10 protein-coding genes and 4 tRNA genes are annotated in these 15,121 nt (G+C 60.0%); 6 read left to right on the forward strand and 8 right to left on the reverse strand.

Features of this window, described 5'->3' with window-relative positions; genetic code table 11:
• Positions 1-6: 6 nt before the first annotated feature.
• Together orn and AC2I9W_RS04050 are read left to right on the forward strand one after the other, a co-directional pair.
• Entirely contained in the window at positions 7-615 is a 609-nt protein-coding gene (orn, locus tag AC2I9W_RS04045; RefSeq protein ID WP_486408763.1) for an oligoribonuclease, read from the forward strand.
• 282 nt (positions 616-897) lie between these two features.
• Positions 898-2,928 (forward strand): DEAD/DEAH box helicase, encoded by a 2,031-nt coding sequence (locus AC2I9W_RS04050; RefSeq protein ID WP_486408764.1) that lies wholly within the window; start codon positions 898-900, stop codon positions 2,926-2,928.
• A gap of 168 nt (positions 2,929-3,096) precedes the next feature.
• Here AC2I9W_RS04050 and AC2I9W_RS04055 read toward each other — a convergent pair whose 3' ends face one another.
• From AC2I9W_RS04055 to AC2I9W_RS04090, 8 genes are all read right to left on the reverse strand, one after another.
• Positions 3,097-4,329: a multidrug effflux MFS transporter gene (locus tag AC2I9W_RS04055; RefSeq protein ID WP_486408996.1), complete on the reverse strand. Its 1,233-nt coding sequence runs from the start codon at positions 4,327-4,329 to the stop codon at positions 3,097-3,099.
• A 166-nt stretch (positions 4,330-4,495) separates the two neighbouring features.
• Positions 4,496-4,571 (reverse strand) — tRNA-Lys (locus AC2I9W_RS04060).
• A 50-nt stretch (positions 4,572-4,621) separates the two neighbouring features.
• Positions 4,622-4,697: transfer RNA gene (locus AC2I9W_RS04065), tRNA-Lys, on the reverse strand.
• 51 nt (positions 4,698-4,748) lie between these two features.
• Positions 4,749-4,824, reverse strand: a tRNA-Lys gene (locus tag AC2I9W_RS04070).
• Positions 4,825-4,877: 53 nt separating this feature from the next.
• Positions 4,878-4,953 (reverse strand) — tRNA-Lys (locus tag AC2I9W_RS04075).
• A 79-nt stretch (positions 4,954-5,032) separates the two neighbouring features.
• A complete protein-coding gene (locus tag AC2I9W_RS04080) occupies positions 5,033-5,911 on the reverse strand; it encodes an NAD(P)-dependent oxidoreductase (RefSeq protein ID WP_486408765.1) in 879 nt (292 codons plus the stop codon).
• A 184-nt stretch (positions 5,912-6,095) separates the two neighbouring features.
• Positions 6,096-7,073, reverse strand: coding sequence for a GMP reductase (locus AC2I9W_RS04085; RefSeq protein WP_486408766.1), 978 nt, complete (start codon positions 7,071-7,073; stop codon positions 6,096-6,098).
• Between the two features lie 214 nt (positions 7,074-7,287).
• Entirely contained in the window at positions 7,288-7,908 is a 621-nt protein-coding gene (locus AC2I9W_RS04090) for a TetR/AcrR family transcriptional regulator (protein ID WP_486408767.1), read from the reverse strand.
• Positions 7,909-8,014: 106 nt separating this feature from the next.
• Between AC2I9W_RS04090 and AC2I9W_RS04095 the strand changes: the two genes are divergently transcribed.
• The 4 genes from AC2I9W_RS04095 (at position 8,015) to AC2I9W_RS04110 (ending at position 14,999) form a co-directional block, all read left to right on the forward strand.
• Positions 8,015-9,535: an efflux transporter outer membrane subunit gene (locus tag AC2I9W_RS04095; protein ID WP_486408768.1), complete on the forward strand. Its 1,521-nt coding sequence runs from the start codon at positions 8,015-8,017 to the stop codon at positions 9,533-9,535.
• Between the two features lie 36 nt (positions 9,536-9,571).
• The gene (locus AC2I9W_RS04100) at positions 9,572-10,738 is read left to right on the forward strand and encodes an EmrA/EmrK family multidrug efflux transporter periplasmic adaptor subunit (RefSeq protein WP_486408769.1); all 1,167 of its coding nucleotides are present in this window, start codon (positions 9,572-9,574) and stop codon (positions 10,736-10,738) included.
• Positions 10,739-10,745: 7 nt separating this feature from the next.
• Positions 10,746-12,356: a DHA2 family efflux MFS transporter permease subunit gene (locus tag AC2I9W_RS04105; RefSeq protein ID WP_486408770.1), complete on the forward strand. Its 1,611-nt coding sequence runs from the start codon at positions 10,746-10,748 to the stop codon at positions 12,354-12,356.
• Positions 12,357-12,521: 165 nt separating this feature from the next.
• The gene (locus AC2I9W_RS04110) at positions 12,522-14,999 is read left to right on the forward strand and encodes a UvrD-helicase domain-containing protein (protein ID WP_486408771.1); all 2,478 of its coding nucleotides are present in this window, start codon (positions 12,522-12,524) and stop codon (positions 14,997-14,999) included.
• Positions 15,000-15,121 lie beyond the last annotated feature (122 nt).

Consider the following 15,121-nt stretch of genomic DNA (forward strand, 5'->3'; position numbering starts at 1 on the left):
TATGCCATGTCTGAAGCTTCCTGTATGAATTCCGTTGCCGCTGTGCCAGTGGCCGACGCAGTGCCTGCCTTGTCCAAATCCGATCTCAATATGGTGTGGCTGGACTGTGAAATGACCGGCCTGAACCCCAATCACGACCGCATCATTGAGATTGCCGTCGTGGTCAGCAGCTCAGATCTGCAAACCCGTGTGGAAGGGCCAGTTTTCGCCATTCACCAGTCCGACGAGCTTCTCAACGGCATGGATAACTGGAACAAAGGCACGCACGGCAGAAGCGGGCTGATCGATAAGGTCAAAGCTTCCACGATCACCGAGGCTGAGGCCGAGGCTGCATTGATCGCTTTTCTGAGTAAATACGTGCCCAAGGGTAAGACGCCTTTGTGCGGCAACAGCATCGGTCAGGACAGGCGCTTCATGGAGCGCTACATGCCAAAGCTCAACAATTTCTTTCACTATCGCAATATCGACGTGAGCACGCTCAAGGAATTGGCCAAGCGCTGGAAGCCCGAAGCCTATACCTCCTTCAAGAAGGCGCAGCGCCACACGGCCCTGGCCGATGTGCATGAGTCGATTGACGAGCTGCAGCATTACCGCCAGCAATTGCTGAGTGTCTGATAGGGGTGTACTGAGCAGCATAGCCCTGTGACTTGCGGGAAAACCCGGTACATGAGATAATTCGCTGCTTACCCGATCCATGGGTAATTTTTGCGCATCTCCATCACACACGGGCTCTTACTTGCGTAGAGCGGCCTACACACCGCCGACACGCCAAGCCATAACGCCCATCTGCCCCGTTTTGCGAACGGGCCAGTCAAAGTCTGACGGTGGATGTTGATAACCAACCGTCAAAAGAAGTGGGCAGCACGCTGACTGCGCCGCTTTTTTCGTGAGCTATTCATGACAGAAAACTCCCTAGAGCAGGGCCTGGTGGCCGCTGCTGATATCGCCGTGTCTTCCCCTGAAATCGATTCCCGTCTGGACGCCATGCTGGCCGACATGGATGTTGAAGACGCCGCTGCTGAAGAAAATACCGCTGAAGAAGTTCCTAACGGCTTCGTAGAACTGGGTCTGGCTCCTGAGCTGGTTCAAGCTGTAGCCGATCTGGGCTACACCCAGCCCACACAAGTGCAGCAAAAGGCCATTCCTCTGGCCATGGGTGAGGCTGCTGACGCCAGCGGCTTTATCGACCTGATGGTGTCCAGCCAGACTGGCTCCGGCAAGACCGCTGCCTTCCTGCTACCCGTGCTGCACACCCTGATTCAGCAACGCGCTCAAGCCGATGCAGAAGCCAAGGCTGAATTCGAGCGCCTGTGCGCAGAAGCGACCGCCAAGGGCGAGCCTGCTCCCAAGCGCAACAAGCGCAAGGACCCTACCAACTCCCGCAACTTCAAGGCTGCCGTTCCCGGCGCCCTGGTGCTGTGCCCCACGCGTGAGCTGGCTCAGCAGGTGGCCCATGACGCCATCGAGCTGGTCAAGCACTGCCGCGGCATCCGCATCGCCAACGTGGTGGGCGGTATTCCTTATCAGCTGCAAATTGCCAAGCTGCAAAACGCCGATCTGGTGGTGGCTACTCCTGGTCGTCTGCTCGATCTGCAGCGCTCCATGCAGATCAAGCTGGACAAGGTGCAGTTCCTGGTGGTTGACGAAGCCGACCGCATGCTGGACCTGGGCTTCTCCGACGATCTGGCTGAAGTCAATGTAATGACTTCCCAGCGCAAGCAGACCATGATGTTCAGCGCTACGTTCGCACCTCGCGTGCAGCAGCTGGCCATGCGTGTGATGCATGACAACGGCTCAGGCGTGAAGAAACTGACGATTGATTCGCCTCAGGAAAAGCACGCCAACATCAAGCAAGTGCTGTTCTGGGCTGACAACGCTCAGCACAAGCGCAAGCTGCTGGACCATTGGCTGCGTGACAGCAGCATCAATCAGGCCATCGTGTTTGCTTCCACGCAAGTGGAGTGCGACGGTTTGGCCAATGATCTGCAGCAAGAAGGTTTCTCTGCAGTGGCACTGCACGGCGCGCTGAGCCAAGGCCTGCGTAACCGCCGCCTGATGGCGCTGCGCAATGGTCAGGTGCAGGTTCTAGTGGCTACCGACGTGGCAGCTCGTGGCATTGACGTGCCCAGCATCACCCACGTCTTCAACTTTGGCCTGCCGATGAAGGCAGAAGACTATACGCACCGTATCGGTCGTACCGGTCGTGCCGGTCGCGAAGGTACGGCAGTGACGTTTGCGGAATTCCGTGACCGTCGCCGCGTGTTCGACATCGAAGGCTATACACGTCAGCAATTCAAGTCTGAAGTGATCCCCGGCATGGAACCCCAGCAACGCTTCCCCGCAGCGGGCGAGCGTGATGGTCGCCGTGGCGGCGGTGGTGGTCGCGGTGGCTTTGGTGGTCGTCGTGATGGCGAAGGCTATGGCCGCAAGTCTGGCTTTGGCAGCTTCGGTGGTGGCCGTGGCAACGACCGCGGTGGTTTTGGCGGTGATCGCTTTGGTGGCGATCGTGGTGGTGACCGCCCGGGCTTTGGTGCACCTCGTGGTGATCGTTTCGCTGATCGCGGCGGTGATCGTGGCTTCGGCGGTGGTCGTCCCAGCTTTGGTGGCGAGCGCCGTGATGATCGCGGCAGCTTTGGCGGCGACCGTGGTGGTTTCCGTGGTGGCGATTCGCGTGGCGGCTTCGGCGGCGGTCAGCGCCGTGAAGGCGGTGACTTTGGTCGCAAGAGCTTTGGCGGTCGTGATGGCGGTCAAGCCGCTGGTGGTCGCGAAGGTGGCTTCCGCGGTGGTGAATCGCGTGGCTTCGGTGGTGGCGATCGTCGCCCCGCTTTCGGTCAGAGCGCTGGCAAGCCCTATCAGCCCCATGGCGAACGTGGTGGTGAGCGCAGCTTTGAGCGCAAGCCCCGTGCTCCCCGTCGCGATGAGCGTTAATCGCTGACTCGGGGTCTTGGCCCTGAGCACAAAAAAGCCAGCTTTCGAGCTGGCTTTTTTGTGTCTGAAACTGCTTAAAAAGTGAGCTGCTAACGCACGTTTCTATTGAGTTTCAGATAGTTTTCTATTTGAAATCTATGAGTAGCATGCGCTTGCAGCTATCGATTTTTAATGTTCTGAGGCGTGGCGGCCAATCTCCGGCCAGCGGTGATGCAGATATATCCAGGCAATCAGGCCAATGGCCATCAGCAGAATCGATCCCGTAGCCAGCAGCGCGGCTGAATGCATGACCAGCGGGGCAATGATGCCGGCCACAAATCCGTTGGCGGTCGAGCCGACCACGGCTTGCAGGGATGAAGCCAGGCCGCGGCGCTCGGGGTGAATGTCAAGCACCAGCAGGGTCACTACCGGCACCATCAATGCCCAGCCATAGGCGAACAGGCTGATGGGAATCAGAGCCCAGCTCACATGGGCGGGCCAGATCAGGTTGGCCACCAGGTTGACGATGGAGGTGACGCACATCACCAGAAAACCGTGGCGAATCTGGCGCTTGGGAGGGATGCGTCCGGCTAATCTGCCGCTGGTCCAGCTGCCTGCCATGATGCCGCCGATGGTGGAGATGAAGAACCAGAAGAACTGCGTGGGCTCCAGCTGCAAGATGGTCCCCAGAAATTCGGGTGCCGACAGCAGATAGAGAAACATGCCGTTGAAGGGAATGCCGCTGGCCAGGGCCAGCAGCAAAAAGCGCGGGTCGCTGAGCAGCAGACCGTAGCCCTGCATCAGGGGCTTGAACTGAAAAGGCTGGCGCTTTTGTGGCGGCAGGGACTCTGGCAGAAACTTGATATTGATGGCCCACAGCAGCACACCCACGATGGTCAGAAACCAGAACACGGATTGCCAGCCCAGATGCACAAACAGCCAGCCACCCATCATGGGAGCCAGGGCAGGGGCCACGCCAAAGAAGATGGTGATCTGCGCCATCAAGCCCTGTGCCTGTGCGGGCGGGAAGATGTCGCGCACGATGGCGCGCGAGACCACGATGCCAGCCCCTGTGGACAGGCCCTGCAGCGTTCTGAAGATCACCAGTTGAGTGATGTTCTGCGACATCGCGCAGCCAGCTGAGGCAATGGTGAACATCACCAGTCCCCACAGGATGACGGGGCGGCGCCCGAAACTGTCGGCCAAAGCCCCATGAAACAGGTTCATGAAGGCAAAGCCCAGCAGGTAGGCAGACAGCGTCTGCTGCATCTCTACGGGCGTGGCACCCAGTGCCTTGGCAATGCCCGAGAAGGCGGGGATGTATGTGTCAACCGAGAACGGCCCGAGCATGCCCAGAATGGCAAGCAGCATGGCCAGAGTCCAACGCGGTCCGCGCCAGAACGTGGAGAGGTCGTTTTGCATGATGTGAACGAAGTGGGAGCTGGCGAGGTGTGCGTTGCAGCTCTCGCCTAGCAGTGTCTGCATGATGCCCGATCATGGGGCGCTTTCGTGTCAGCGTGGCTGCATTTGCACGGGCAACTCAGCAAACAAAAAGCCAAAGTCCGTGAGAACTTTGGCTTTTGAATGTTGGTGGGCCCTGAGTGATTCGAACACTCGACCAACGGATTAAGAGTCCGCTGCTCTACCAACTGAGCTAAGAGCCCGCCGGATAAACCGGAGGATCAGCCTGAAAGATCAGACTGAAGAATAATTGTGGTGGGCCCTGAGTGATTCGAACACTCGACCAACGGATTAAGAGTCCGCTGCTCTACCAACTGAGCTAAGAGCCCGCCGGATAAACCGGAGGATCAATCCGGTGTAAAGCCGAACTGAAGAAATTTTGGTGGGCCCTGAGTGATTCGAACACTCGACCAACGGATTAAGAGTCCGCTGCTCTACCAACTGAGCTAAGAGCCCGCCGGAGTAAATCCGGAGGATCAATCCGGTGCAAAGCCGAACTGAAGAAATTTTGGTGGGCCCTGAGTGATTCGAACACTCGACCAACGGATTAAGAGTCCGCTGCTCTACCAACTGAGCTAAGAGCCCCACACAAAGCCTGCACTGCAAGCAAGACCGCAATTATGCGCCAATTCTGAGGCGCTTGCAGGAAAACCCGAAGGTTTTTTTAGTCCAGCGCGTTCCTGCGTTGCAATTCCACAAACAAGCCGGCCTGATCCAGATCGCCCAGACCATTCTTGACGCCTTCGGTATAGAGCTGCTCCAGCAAGCTTGTGATAGGGGTGTCCAGCCCCACTTCATCGGCGGTTGCAATAGCGTTGCGCATGTCCTTGAGCTGCACGGTCATGCGCCCGCGCGGCGCAAAGTCGTGCTTGACCATGCGCTCGCCATGTACTTGCAGAATGCGGCTGTCGGCAAAGCCGCCGGAGATAGCCTCGCGTACCTTGGCGGGGTTGGCGCCGCCCCGTTCGGCCAGCAGCAAAGCCTCGGCCACGGCGCCAATGGTGATGCCCACAATCATCTGATTGGCGAGCTTTGCCAACTGGCCTGCGCCGTGAGGGCCCACATGGGTGCTGCGGCCCAGGGCAGCAAACACGGGCTGTGCACGTTCGAAGTCCGCCGCTTCGCCGCCCGCCATGATGGCCAGGGTGCCGGCTTCCGCGCCCAGCGTGCCGCCGGAGACGGGGGCGTCGAGATGCTGCACACCCAGCACCTGCAACTTGCCGGCATGCTCGCGTGCTTCACGCGGCTGGATGGAGGCCATGTCAATGAACAGCGAGCCCTTGGGCATGGCATCGGCCACGCCCAGCTTGAACAGCACTTCGCCCACGATGGCGCCGCTTTCCAGCAGGCTCACGGCAAAGTCCACGCCGCGCACGGCGTCGGCTGCGTTGTCGTGAATGGTCACGCCATCGGCAGCCAGCGGCTCGGCCTTGGTACGGGTGCGGTTCCAGGCGTGAACTTCGTGACCGGCTTGGGCCAGTCGGCGTGCCATGGGCAAGCCCATCATTCCGGTGCCGAGAACGGCTATCTTCAAAGTGCTCATTGCGTTGTTTCCTTGGATTTTTTATGAATGCTCACATGCTAAGGCCTGAGGACGTATGCAGTTGCAGGTGTGACCGCAGATCAGTTGTGAGCGCGGGATGCAGAAACAACAAGGGCAGCCGAAGCTGCCCTTGATGCTTTTTTTTGGAGGTTCACCTTCGCGCTGGTGAGTCGCGCTTGCGCGCTTACATCAGCAGATGCTCGCCAGCGTTGTCGCCGCCGAGGATGACGTAATTGACCTTGCGGATGTCCATGAGCTTGGTGCCGCCCGAGTAGCTGATGGAGGACTGCACGTCCTGCTGCATCTCGATCAGCGTATTCATCAGAGGGCCCTTGATGGGCTCCAGAATGCGCTTACCTTCCACGTGCTTGTACTCGCCCTTGTTGAAGTCGGAGGCAGAGCCGTAGTATTCCTTGAACAGCTGGCCGTCGACTTCCACGGTCTTGCCGGGCGACTCTTCATGGCCGGCAAACAGGGAGCCGATCATGATCATGGTGGCGCCAAAGCGGATGCTCTTGGCAATGTCACCGTGGCTGCGGATACCGCCGTCGGCAATGATGGGCTTGGTGGCCACGCGTGCGCACCACTTGAGGGCCGAGAGTTGCCAGCCACCCGTACCAAAGCCGGTCTTGAGCTTGGTGATGCACACCTTGCCTGGGCCCACACCGACCTTGGTGGCGTCAGCGCCCCAGTTTTCCAGATCGATCACGGCTTCAGGGGTTGCGACGTTGCCGGCAATCACAAAGGCCGCAGGGATCTTTGCCTTGAGGTAGGCAATCATGTTCTTCACGCTCTCGGCATGGCCGTGGGCAATGTCGATGGTGATGTACTCGGGGCAGATGCCGTCGGCCACAAAGCGGTCAACGATGTCGTAGTCGGGTTGCTTGACGCCCAAAGAGATGGACGCGAACAGTCCCTTGGACTGCATGTCCTTGGTGAAGGCCACGTTGTCGATGTCAAAACGGTGCATCACGTAGAAGAAACCGTTTTGCGCCAGATAGGTACAGATCTTCTCGTCCACCACCGTCTTCATGTTGGCGGGGACCACCGGCAGCTTGAAGCTGCGGTTGCCCAGCTGCACGCTGGTGTCACATTCCGAACGGCTTTCCACGCGGCACATGCGGGGCAGCAGAAGAATGTTGTCGTAGTCGAAGATTTCCATGGTTCCAAGCTCCGGAAAAGGTCACGGTGGGAATCTCACCCACCTCAATTTTCAAGGATAGGCGCTTGGCTTGGAGACCGGTTTTCTGCGGCGCTGAGCGGGCAGCGGGCAAAAAAAACCGGACCTCAAAAAACTTGGGCCCGGTGATTGATTCTATACGGGGGACAGCCAAAGTGTATGTCTCCTCGTTTTTATGAAGGTTATAAGAATTTTCTTATGAACTGCTTGATGGCTGCATGCCGTAGAGCTGCATGAAGGTGTTGACCGCTCGTGCAGCGCATTGAGAGATTTCTGTAGAGGACGGTGCGGGTAGGTGCTGAAACATGAAGCGTGGCAGCAATTCGGCCTCCAGCAGGGCCAGCAGCTGGTGCTGCATGAGTTCGGGGTCCGCGCAGCGCAACAGCTTGCGCTGTATGCCCTGCTGCAAAAAAGACTGAATGGCGACATTGCCTCGCGCAGGGCCCATTTCCCAGCAGCGCTGACCAATCTGTGAGCGCCCGCCTTCGGCAATCAGCAGTCTGCGCACGGACATGACACCGGGTGAGTAAAGCAGGCTCAGAAATCGCTCGCCAAAGTCGCGCAGCGCCTGGTAGGCATCTTTCTGGCTGGTCTGCAGGGCCAGCATGGTGTTCTGAAAGTCGGCTTCGGACGCTTGGAACATCACCTCCAGAAACAGCGCTTCTTTGGACGGGAAGTAGTTGTAGAGCGTGGCCTTGGAGCCACCCAGACGCGTGCAGATTTCGGACATGGAAGTGCGCTCAAAGCCCAGTTCGCCAAAAGTGGCTGCAGCCACATCAATGATGGCTTGTCGCTTTTCTTCCGTTTTGGTGCGCATGGGGCGAAATGTCCTTTGACTGATGTGTTGTCTTTCAGTGTAGCGCTTGCGATCGGAAACCTCTAAAACATATACTGTACCGTACAGTTCATTAATAGAGTATTTCATGACAACACGCATCGCAGCAGCGCAGCAAAGGCAGACGCGCTGGCGCACCGGTTGGCTGGCTTTGGGCTTGCCAGCCTTGCTGTCAGCCTGCGCACAGGTTCCAGAGTGGGAGGGAATGGCATCGCTGGCGCAGGTCGAGACAGGCCGTTTGCAGATGGCGCAAAACGCCCCTCGAATGGACTGGCCTCAACAGCGTTGGTGGCAGCGCTATGGCGATGCACAGCTCAACGAATTGATTGACCAGGCCCTGCAAGGCGCGCCGGATATGGCTGCTGCTGCCGCCCGTGTGCAGCAGGCCAAGGGCATGCTGGGCCTGAGCGAGTCAGCCAGCGCGCCGCAAATTTCTGCACGCGCAACGGCGACTCAAGACAAGCTCAGCTACAACCATCTGACCCCTGAAACCTTCACGCCGCGCGGCATGAATGACTATGGCCGCGCCACGCTGGATTTGAGCTGGTCACTGGATCTCTGGGGCAAGCAGCGCGCTGCAGTGGCAGCTGCGGCAGGTGAGTTGGCCGCGCGCGAAGCCGATGCCGCGCAGGCGCGTTTGCTGTTGGCCAGCAATGTCGCTACGGCCTATGCGCAACTGCTGCGACTGGCCGCCAATGAGCAAACGTTGGCGCAGTCCGTCAAAGTGCGCAAGACAACGGCCGAGCTGTTTGCAAAGCGCTATGCCAACGGGCTGGAAAACCAGGGCAGTGTTCACAGCGCTCAGGCACGCCTGGCTGCAGCCGAGGCCGAGCTGGCACAGATGCAAGAGCAAGTTGGCTTGCAGCGCAACAGCATTGCCGCTTTGATAGGGGCTGGGCCTGATAGAGGTGCCGCTATTCAGGTCGATGTCAAACGTCTGCAATCGCCTTGGCAGCAGCAATGGGCGCTGCCAGAGCAGATACCGGTCAATTTGCTGGGGCGTCGCCCCGATGTGGTGGCAGCCCGCTTGCAGGCGCAGGCGCTGGAGTCGCGGGTCGCATCGCAGCAGGCCGAGTTTTATCCCGATGTGAATCTCAGCGCCTTTATCGGTGTGCAGTCGCTTGGCTTGAATATGCTGACCCAAAGTGGCTCCAGCATTGCCAGCGTAGGCCCGGCCATCAGCCTGCCCATCTTCAATGGCGGCCGACTGCGCTCGCAGCTGGGGGCAGCGCGCGCCCGCTATGACGAGGCAGCGGCGCACTATCAGGCAACGCTCACTCGCGCTTTGCAGGAGGTGGCAGACAACGCCACCAGCCAGCGTGCGCTGCAGCAGCAGTTGAGCGCCATGCAGCAAGCTGTGAATGCCGCCACAGAGGCGCACCGTGTGGCGCGTAATCGCTATGAGGGCGGGCTGGCACGTTATCTCGACGTGCTGTCGGCGGAAGACCAGCTGCTGGCCAATGTGCGCCAGCTGGTGGATGTGCAGTCCCGTGCCCTGACGCTCGATATCGGCTTGCACCGCGCCTTGGGTGGCGGCTGGAGCGAGTCCGGCACTGCATCCGGTGCAGCCCAAACAGCCTCCCCAAACGCCGCACAGCCCCAAGCTTGAGCCGCATTTTCGAATTGAATATTTCCAAGGTTTTGTATGACTGAAAACGCTTCTTCCGTGAGCGCGAATCCTGCTGTGCGTGAACAGCGACGCAACAAATTGCTGGCTGGCCTGGCCGGAGTGGTTGTGGTGGCCGGTGTGGCCGCTGGCGCTTACTGGTGGCTGCATGCGTCCAACTTTGTCTCCACCGACAACGCCTACGCGGCAGCTGAGGTGGCACAGGTCACCCCCTCCATTGGCGGCACGGTGCTGGAGGTGCTGGTCAAGGACACGCAGGCGGTGAAAAAAGGCGATGTACTGGTGCGCATCGACCCCACCGACGCCAAGCTGGCGCTGGCCCAGGCCGAGGCGGAGCTGGCCCGTGCCACGCGCCGGGTCAAAGGCTATGTGGCCAATGATGGCGGACTGAAAGCCCAGGTCAGCGCGCGTGAGGCCGATGAAAAGCGCGCTGCAGCACAGTTGCTGGCAGCGCAAGCCGATATGGAGCGTGCCACCATTGACTTGCAGCGCCGTGAGGCGCTGGCCAAAAGTGGCTCCGTCTCTGGCGAAGAACTGACGCAGGCCAAGAACGCTTTTGCCGCTGCCAAGGCGCAACTGGCGTCGGCCGTGGCAGCGCAGGCTCAGGCCAAGGCCAATCGCGAAGCGGCCATGGGCGCCAAGCAGGTCAATGCCGCGCTGATCGAAGGGGCTGAGGCCGAGAACAACCCCGAAGTGCTGCTGGCGCAGGCGCGGCGCGATCAGGCGCAGGTGGACCTGGACCGCACGACAGTGCTGGCCCCGGTGGATGGAGTGGTGGCCAAGCGCAGTGTGCAGATCGGCCAGCGTGTGCAGGCCGGTACTCCGTTAATGAGCGTGGTGCCTGTGCAGCAGATCTATGTGGATGCCAACTTCAAGGAAAGCCAGCTGGGCAAGGTACGTGTGGGGCAGCAGGTGGAGCTGCAGTCAGACCTGTACGGTAGCTCCGTGAAATACAAGGGCACGGTCGTGGGTTTCAGCGGAGGCTCTGGCTCCGCGTTTGCCGCGATTCCCGCACAGAACGCCACGGGCAACTGGATCAAGGTGGTGCAACGCCTGCCGGTGCGTGTTCAGCTGAATGCGGCTGAGCTGGCGAAAAATCCGCTGCGTGTGGGCCTGTCCATGCATGTGACGGTGGACACTCGTACCGGCCCTGCCGATGGCGCTGGCGTGGCTGCAGCGCAGTGAGCCCGTCATGAGTAACAAGCAAAGTGATGGCGCAGCGAGTGCGCTGCCAGCCGCACCCGTGGGCACAGGGGCTAATGCGACCGCCATGCCCATGGCTGCGGGCATGGTGCCACTGACCGGGGGCACGCTGTGGCTGGCCGCGCTGGTGCTGGCGGCGGCCAACTTCATGGCCGTACTGGACATGACGGTGGCCAACGTTTCTGTGCCCAGCATTGCGGGCAATCTGGGCGCGACCACCAGCCAGGGCACCTGGGTCATCACCAGTTATGCGGTGGCCGAGGCGATTACCGTGCCGCTGACCGGCTGGCTGGCCGCACGCTTTGGCGCGGTACGCGTGTTTGCCACGGCCATGGGCTTGTTTGGTGTGGCATCGCTGCTGTGTGGCCTGGCCAATTCGCTGGGCATGCTGGTGTTTGCGCGCATCTTGCAAGGACTTGCCGGTGGTCCGCTGATGCCGCTGTCCCAGTCACTGCTGCTACGCATCTTCCCGCCCAATATGGCGCCTGCGGCCATTGGCCTGTGGTCCATGACCACGCTGATTGCACCCGTGCTCGGCCCCATTGTGGGCGGCTGGATTTGCGATGAATACACCTGGCACTGGATCTTTCTGATCAACATTCCCGTGGCACTGGTTTGCGCATTCGCGGTCTGGCACCTGGTCAAGCGCTATGAGCAGCCGCTGCTCAAGAACCCGATTGATACCGTGGGCCTGATCCTGCTCATCGTCTGGGTGGGCGCGCTGCAGCTGATGCTCGATGAGGGTAAGAATCTGGACTGGTTTGCTTCGCCCATGATCGTGGCGCTGGCCGTGGTGGCCGCTGTGGGCTTTGCCGCCTTCATGATCTGGGAGCTGCATGCCGAGCACCCGATTGTGGACTTGCGGGTGTTCCGGCACAGAGGCTTTTCCATGGCGGTGCTCACCATTAGTTTGGCATTTGCAGCCTTCTTTGCTGTCAACGTGCTCACGCCGCTGTGGCTGCAAAGCTATATGGGCTACACGGCGACGATGGCGGGTTTGGTCACGGCATGGACGGGGCTGTTTGCACTGTTTGTCGCTCCTGCCGCAGCAGGTTTGTCGGCCAAGGTAGACCCGCGCCGGCTGATCTTTGGCGGTGTGTTCTGGATGGGTGTCATCACCCTTTGGCGCGCTTTTGCCAGCACCGACATGGGCTATTGGGACATTGCCCTGCCGCTGATGTTCATGGGCTTTGGTCTGCCGTTCTTCTTCATTCCGACCACCGGGCTGGCGCTGGCCAGCGTGGAGCCGCATGAGATGGACAACGCAGCCGGTCTGATGAACTTCTTGCGCACCTTGTCTGGCGCGGCGGCGGTCTCCGTGGTCAATACGGCCTGGGAGAACGGCACCACGCGCAAGCATGCCGAACTGGTGGGACTGAGCGACAGCAGCGGCGAAGTGTTGCAAGGGATGCAGCAGTCCGGCATGAGTGCGGATGGTGCGCTGGCAGCACTCGATCAGCTCATCACAGGGCAGAGCGTGATGCTGGCCACCAACCAGATCATGTTCATCATCGCGGGCGGCTTTGTGCTGGCGGCCTGTGCGATCTGGTTGGCACCCAAGCCGACCCGTGTGGTGGATCCGGGGGCTGGCGGGCATTAATCGCTGGCGCTATTGAAAACGAAGCTGCTTGCGCTGAATTTATATTGATTTCAGATGAGTTTCCATCTAAATTCTATGAATATCAAGCGCAAGCAGCTTTTCTTTTGATAGTGCAATGCAGCAGCAGATCATGGGGAGTCGCGCGCATTTCTACAATGTGGGGCTATGTTCCCGATTGACCTGCTTGATAGCGCACCCGAAGGTGCTCGCTCCGCCTCCCACTCCCCCTTGCTCACCGGCCTGAACGATGAGCAACTGGCGGCCGTCACCCTGCCCGCAGGCCATGCGCTGATTCTGGCGGGCGCGGGCTCGGGCAAGACCCGCGTGCTGACCACGCGCATTGCCTGGCTGCTGCAGACGGGGCAGGCCACGCCGGGCTCCATCATGGCCGTGACCTTTACCAACAAGGCCGCCAAAGAAATGCTGGCGCGTCTGTCGGCCATGCTGCCCTACAACGTGCGCGGCATGTGGATTGGTACTTTTCACGGCCTGTGCAACCGCATGCTGCGCGCCCACTATCAGGCCGCCAAGCTGCCGCAGGCGTTTCAGATTCTCGATACGCAAGACCAGCTCTCGGCCATCAAGCGCCTGTGCAAGCAGTTCAATGTGGACGACGAGCGCTTTCCGCCCAAGCAACTGATGTACTTCATCGCCGGCTGCAAGGAAGAGGGCATGCGCCCATCAGATGTGGTGGCGACCGACCCCGACACGCGCAAGAAAGTGGAGCTGTACCAGCTCTATGAAGAGCAATGCCAGCGCGAAGGCGTGGTGGATTTTGGCGAGCTGATGCTACGCAGCTATGAGCTGCTGCGCGATGACACCCATCTGCGCCAGCACTATCAGCGCCGCTTTCAGCACATTCTGGTAGACGAGTTTCAGGACACCAACAAGCTGCAATACCAGTGGCTCAAGCAGCTGGCGGGCGATGAGGCGGGAGGGCGTTACGAGTCTGCTGCCAGCGTGATTGCCGTGGGCGACGATGACCAGAGCATCTATGCCTTTCGCGGTGCGCGCGTGGGCAATATGGCGGACTTCATCCGCGAGTTCGACGTCAAAAACCAGATCAAGCTGGAGCAGAACTACCGCTCTTACAGCAATATTCTGGACTGCGCCAACGCCCTCATCAGCCACAACAGCAACCGCCTGGGCAAGAACCTGCGCACCACGCAGGGGCCGGGCGAGCCCGTGCGCATTTATGAGTCGCCCAGCGACTTGGCCGAGGCCGCTTGGATGGTCGACGAGATCAAGCAACTGGTCAAAAACGATGGATTTACGCGCCAGGAAATCGCCGTGCTCTACCGCAGCAATGCGCAAAGCCGGGTGATCGAATCGGCGCTGTTCAACGCAGGCATTCCCTATCGCGTCTATGGCGGTTTGCGCTTTTTTGAACGAGCCGAAATCAAGCATGCGCTGGCCTATCTGCGCCTGCTGGAGAACCCGCACGACGACACCAGCTTTATGCGCGTGGTGAATTTCCCCGCACGCGGCATTGGTGCACGCACGATTGAGCAACTGCAAGATGCGGCGCGCAGCAGCGGTTGTTCGCTCAGCGATGCCGTGACTGCCGTGCCCGGTACTGCTGGCACCAAGCTGCAAGGCTTTGTGGCCAAGATCGATGTGCTGCGCGAACAGACCCAAGGCAAGACGCTGCGCGAAATCATCGAAACCGTGGAAGAGCAAAGCGGACTGCTCGAGCATTACCGCAACGAACGAGAAGGCGCGGACCGTATCGAAAACTTGCAGGAGCTGGTGACCGCTGCCGAGAGCTTTGTGACCCAGGAAGGCTTTGGCAAGGACGCGGTGGCTTTGCCGGTGGATGCGCAGGAAATTCTGCCTGGTGCCAACCTGTCGCAAAGCCCGGTCAGCCAGGGCCTGGACCCCAACGCACCGCTGCTCGATCAGCCTTTGACACCGCCTGCAGGCACGCTTGCCTCCATGGTCAATGAAGACACGGGCGAGACCATGTCGCCACTGGCGGCCTTCTTGTCACACGCCTCGCTGGAAGCGGGCGACAACCAGGCCCAGGCCGGTCAGGATGCGGTGCAACTGATGACCGTGCATGCATCTAAGGGTCTGGAGTTTGATGCCGTGTTTATCGGCGGCGTGGAAGAAGGCTTGTTCCCGCACGAGAACGCGATGATGGACCGCGGCGGCCTGGAGGAAGAGCGCCGCCTGGCCTATGTGGCCATCACGCGGGCGCGCAAGCGCTTGTACCTGAGCCATTCGCAGACGCGCATGCTGCACGGCCAGACGCGCTACAACACCAAGAGCCGCTTCTTTGACGAGCTGCCCGAAGAGGCGCTGAAGTGGATCACGCCCAAGCAAAGCGGCTTTGGCAGTTTTGCTCCTTCTTCAGGAGCTGGTAGCGCTTGGGGGTCAAGGGCTTCAGGCCAATTTGGCTCTAACCCGGGCTGGGGCAGCAAGCAGACCGAAGTCTTTGCCAGCCCGCCGGTGCCCAAGCAAAAGGCCGAGCCCTCGCACGGCATCAAGGCAGGCATCACGGTGTTCCATAACAAGTTCGGCGAAGGCAAGGTGCTGGCGGTGGAGGGCACGGGCGACGACGCCCGCGCTCAGGTCAGCTTTGGCCGCCATGGCACCAAATGGCTGGCGCTTGCGATTGCCAAGTTGACGATTGTGGAGTGAGTGGGTGTAGTGGGGTTAGTGGGATTTTGTGACGGGGTGATGACTTGAGGCGAGGGACATTGGCGGAGTAGGGGTGTCACATCTCCGTCGTGAATGTTTCCTAAATTGCGGTGCATTCCAAA

The organism is Comamonas sp. FUJ_7, from assembly GCF_057369555.1.

Excerpts from the sequence above, each read along its gene's own strand:
- orn (WP_486408763.1), top strand. The coding sequence starts at position 7 with ATGTCTGAAGCTTCCTGTATGAATTCCGTTGCCGCTGTGCCAGTGGCC.
- AC2I9W_RS04050 (WP_486408764.1), top strand. The coding sequence starts at position 898 with ATGACAGAAAACTCCCTAGAGCAGGGCCTGGTGGCCGCTGCTGATATC.
- AC2I9W_RS04055 (WP_486408996.1), bottom strand. The coding sequence starts at position 4,329 with ATGCAAAACGACCTCTCCACGTTCTGGCGCGGACCGCGTTGGACTCTG.
- AC2I9W_RS04080 (WP_486408765.1), bottom strand. The coding sequence starts at position 5,911 with ATGAGCACTTTGAAGATAGCCGTTCTCGGCACCGGAATGATGGGCTTG.
- AC2I9W_RS04085 (WP_486408766.1), bottom strand. The coding sequence starts at position 7,073 with ATGGAAATCTTCGACTACGACAACATTCTTCTGCTGCCCCGCATGTGC.
- AC2I9W_RS04090 (WP_486408767.1), bottom strand. The coding sequence starts at position 7,908 with ATGCGCACCAAAACGGAAGAAAAGCGACAAGCCATCATTGATGTGGCT.
- AC2I9W_RS04095 (WP_486408768.1), top strand. The coding sequence starts at position 8,015 with ATGACAACACGCATCGCAGCAGCGCAGCAAAGGCAGACGCGCTGGCGC.
- AC2I9W_RS04100 (WP_486408769.1), top strand. The coding sequence starts at position 9,572 with ATGACTGAAAACGCTTCTTCCGTGAGCGCGAATCCTGCTGTGCGTGAA.
- AC2I9W_RS04105 (WP_486408770.1), top strand. The coding sequence starts at position 10,746 with ATGAGTAACAAGCAAAGTGATGGCGCAGCGAGTGCGCTGCCAGCCGCA.
- AC2I9W_RS04110 (WP_486408771.1), top strand. The coding sequence starts at position 12,522 with ATGTTCCCGATTGACCTGCTTGATAGCGCACCCGAAGGTGCTCGCTCC.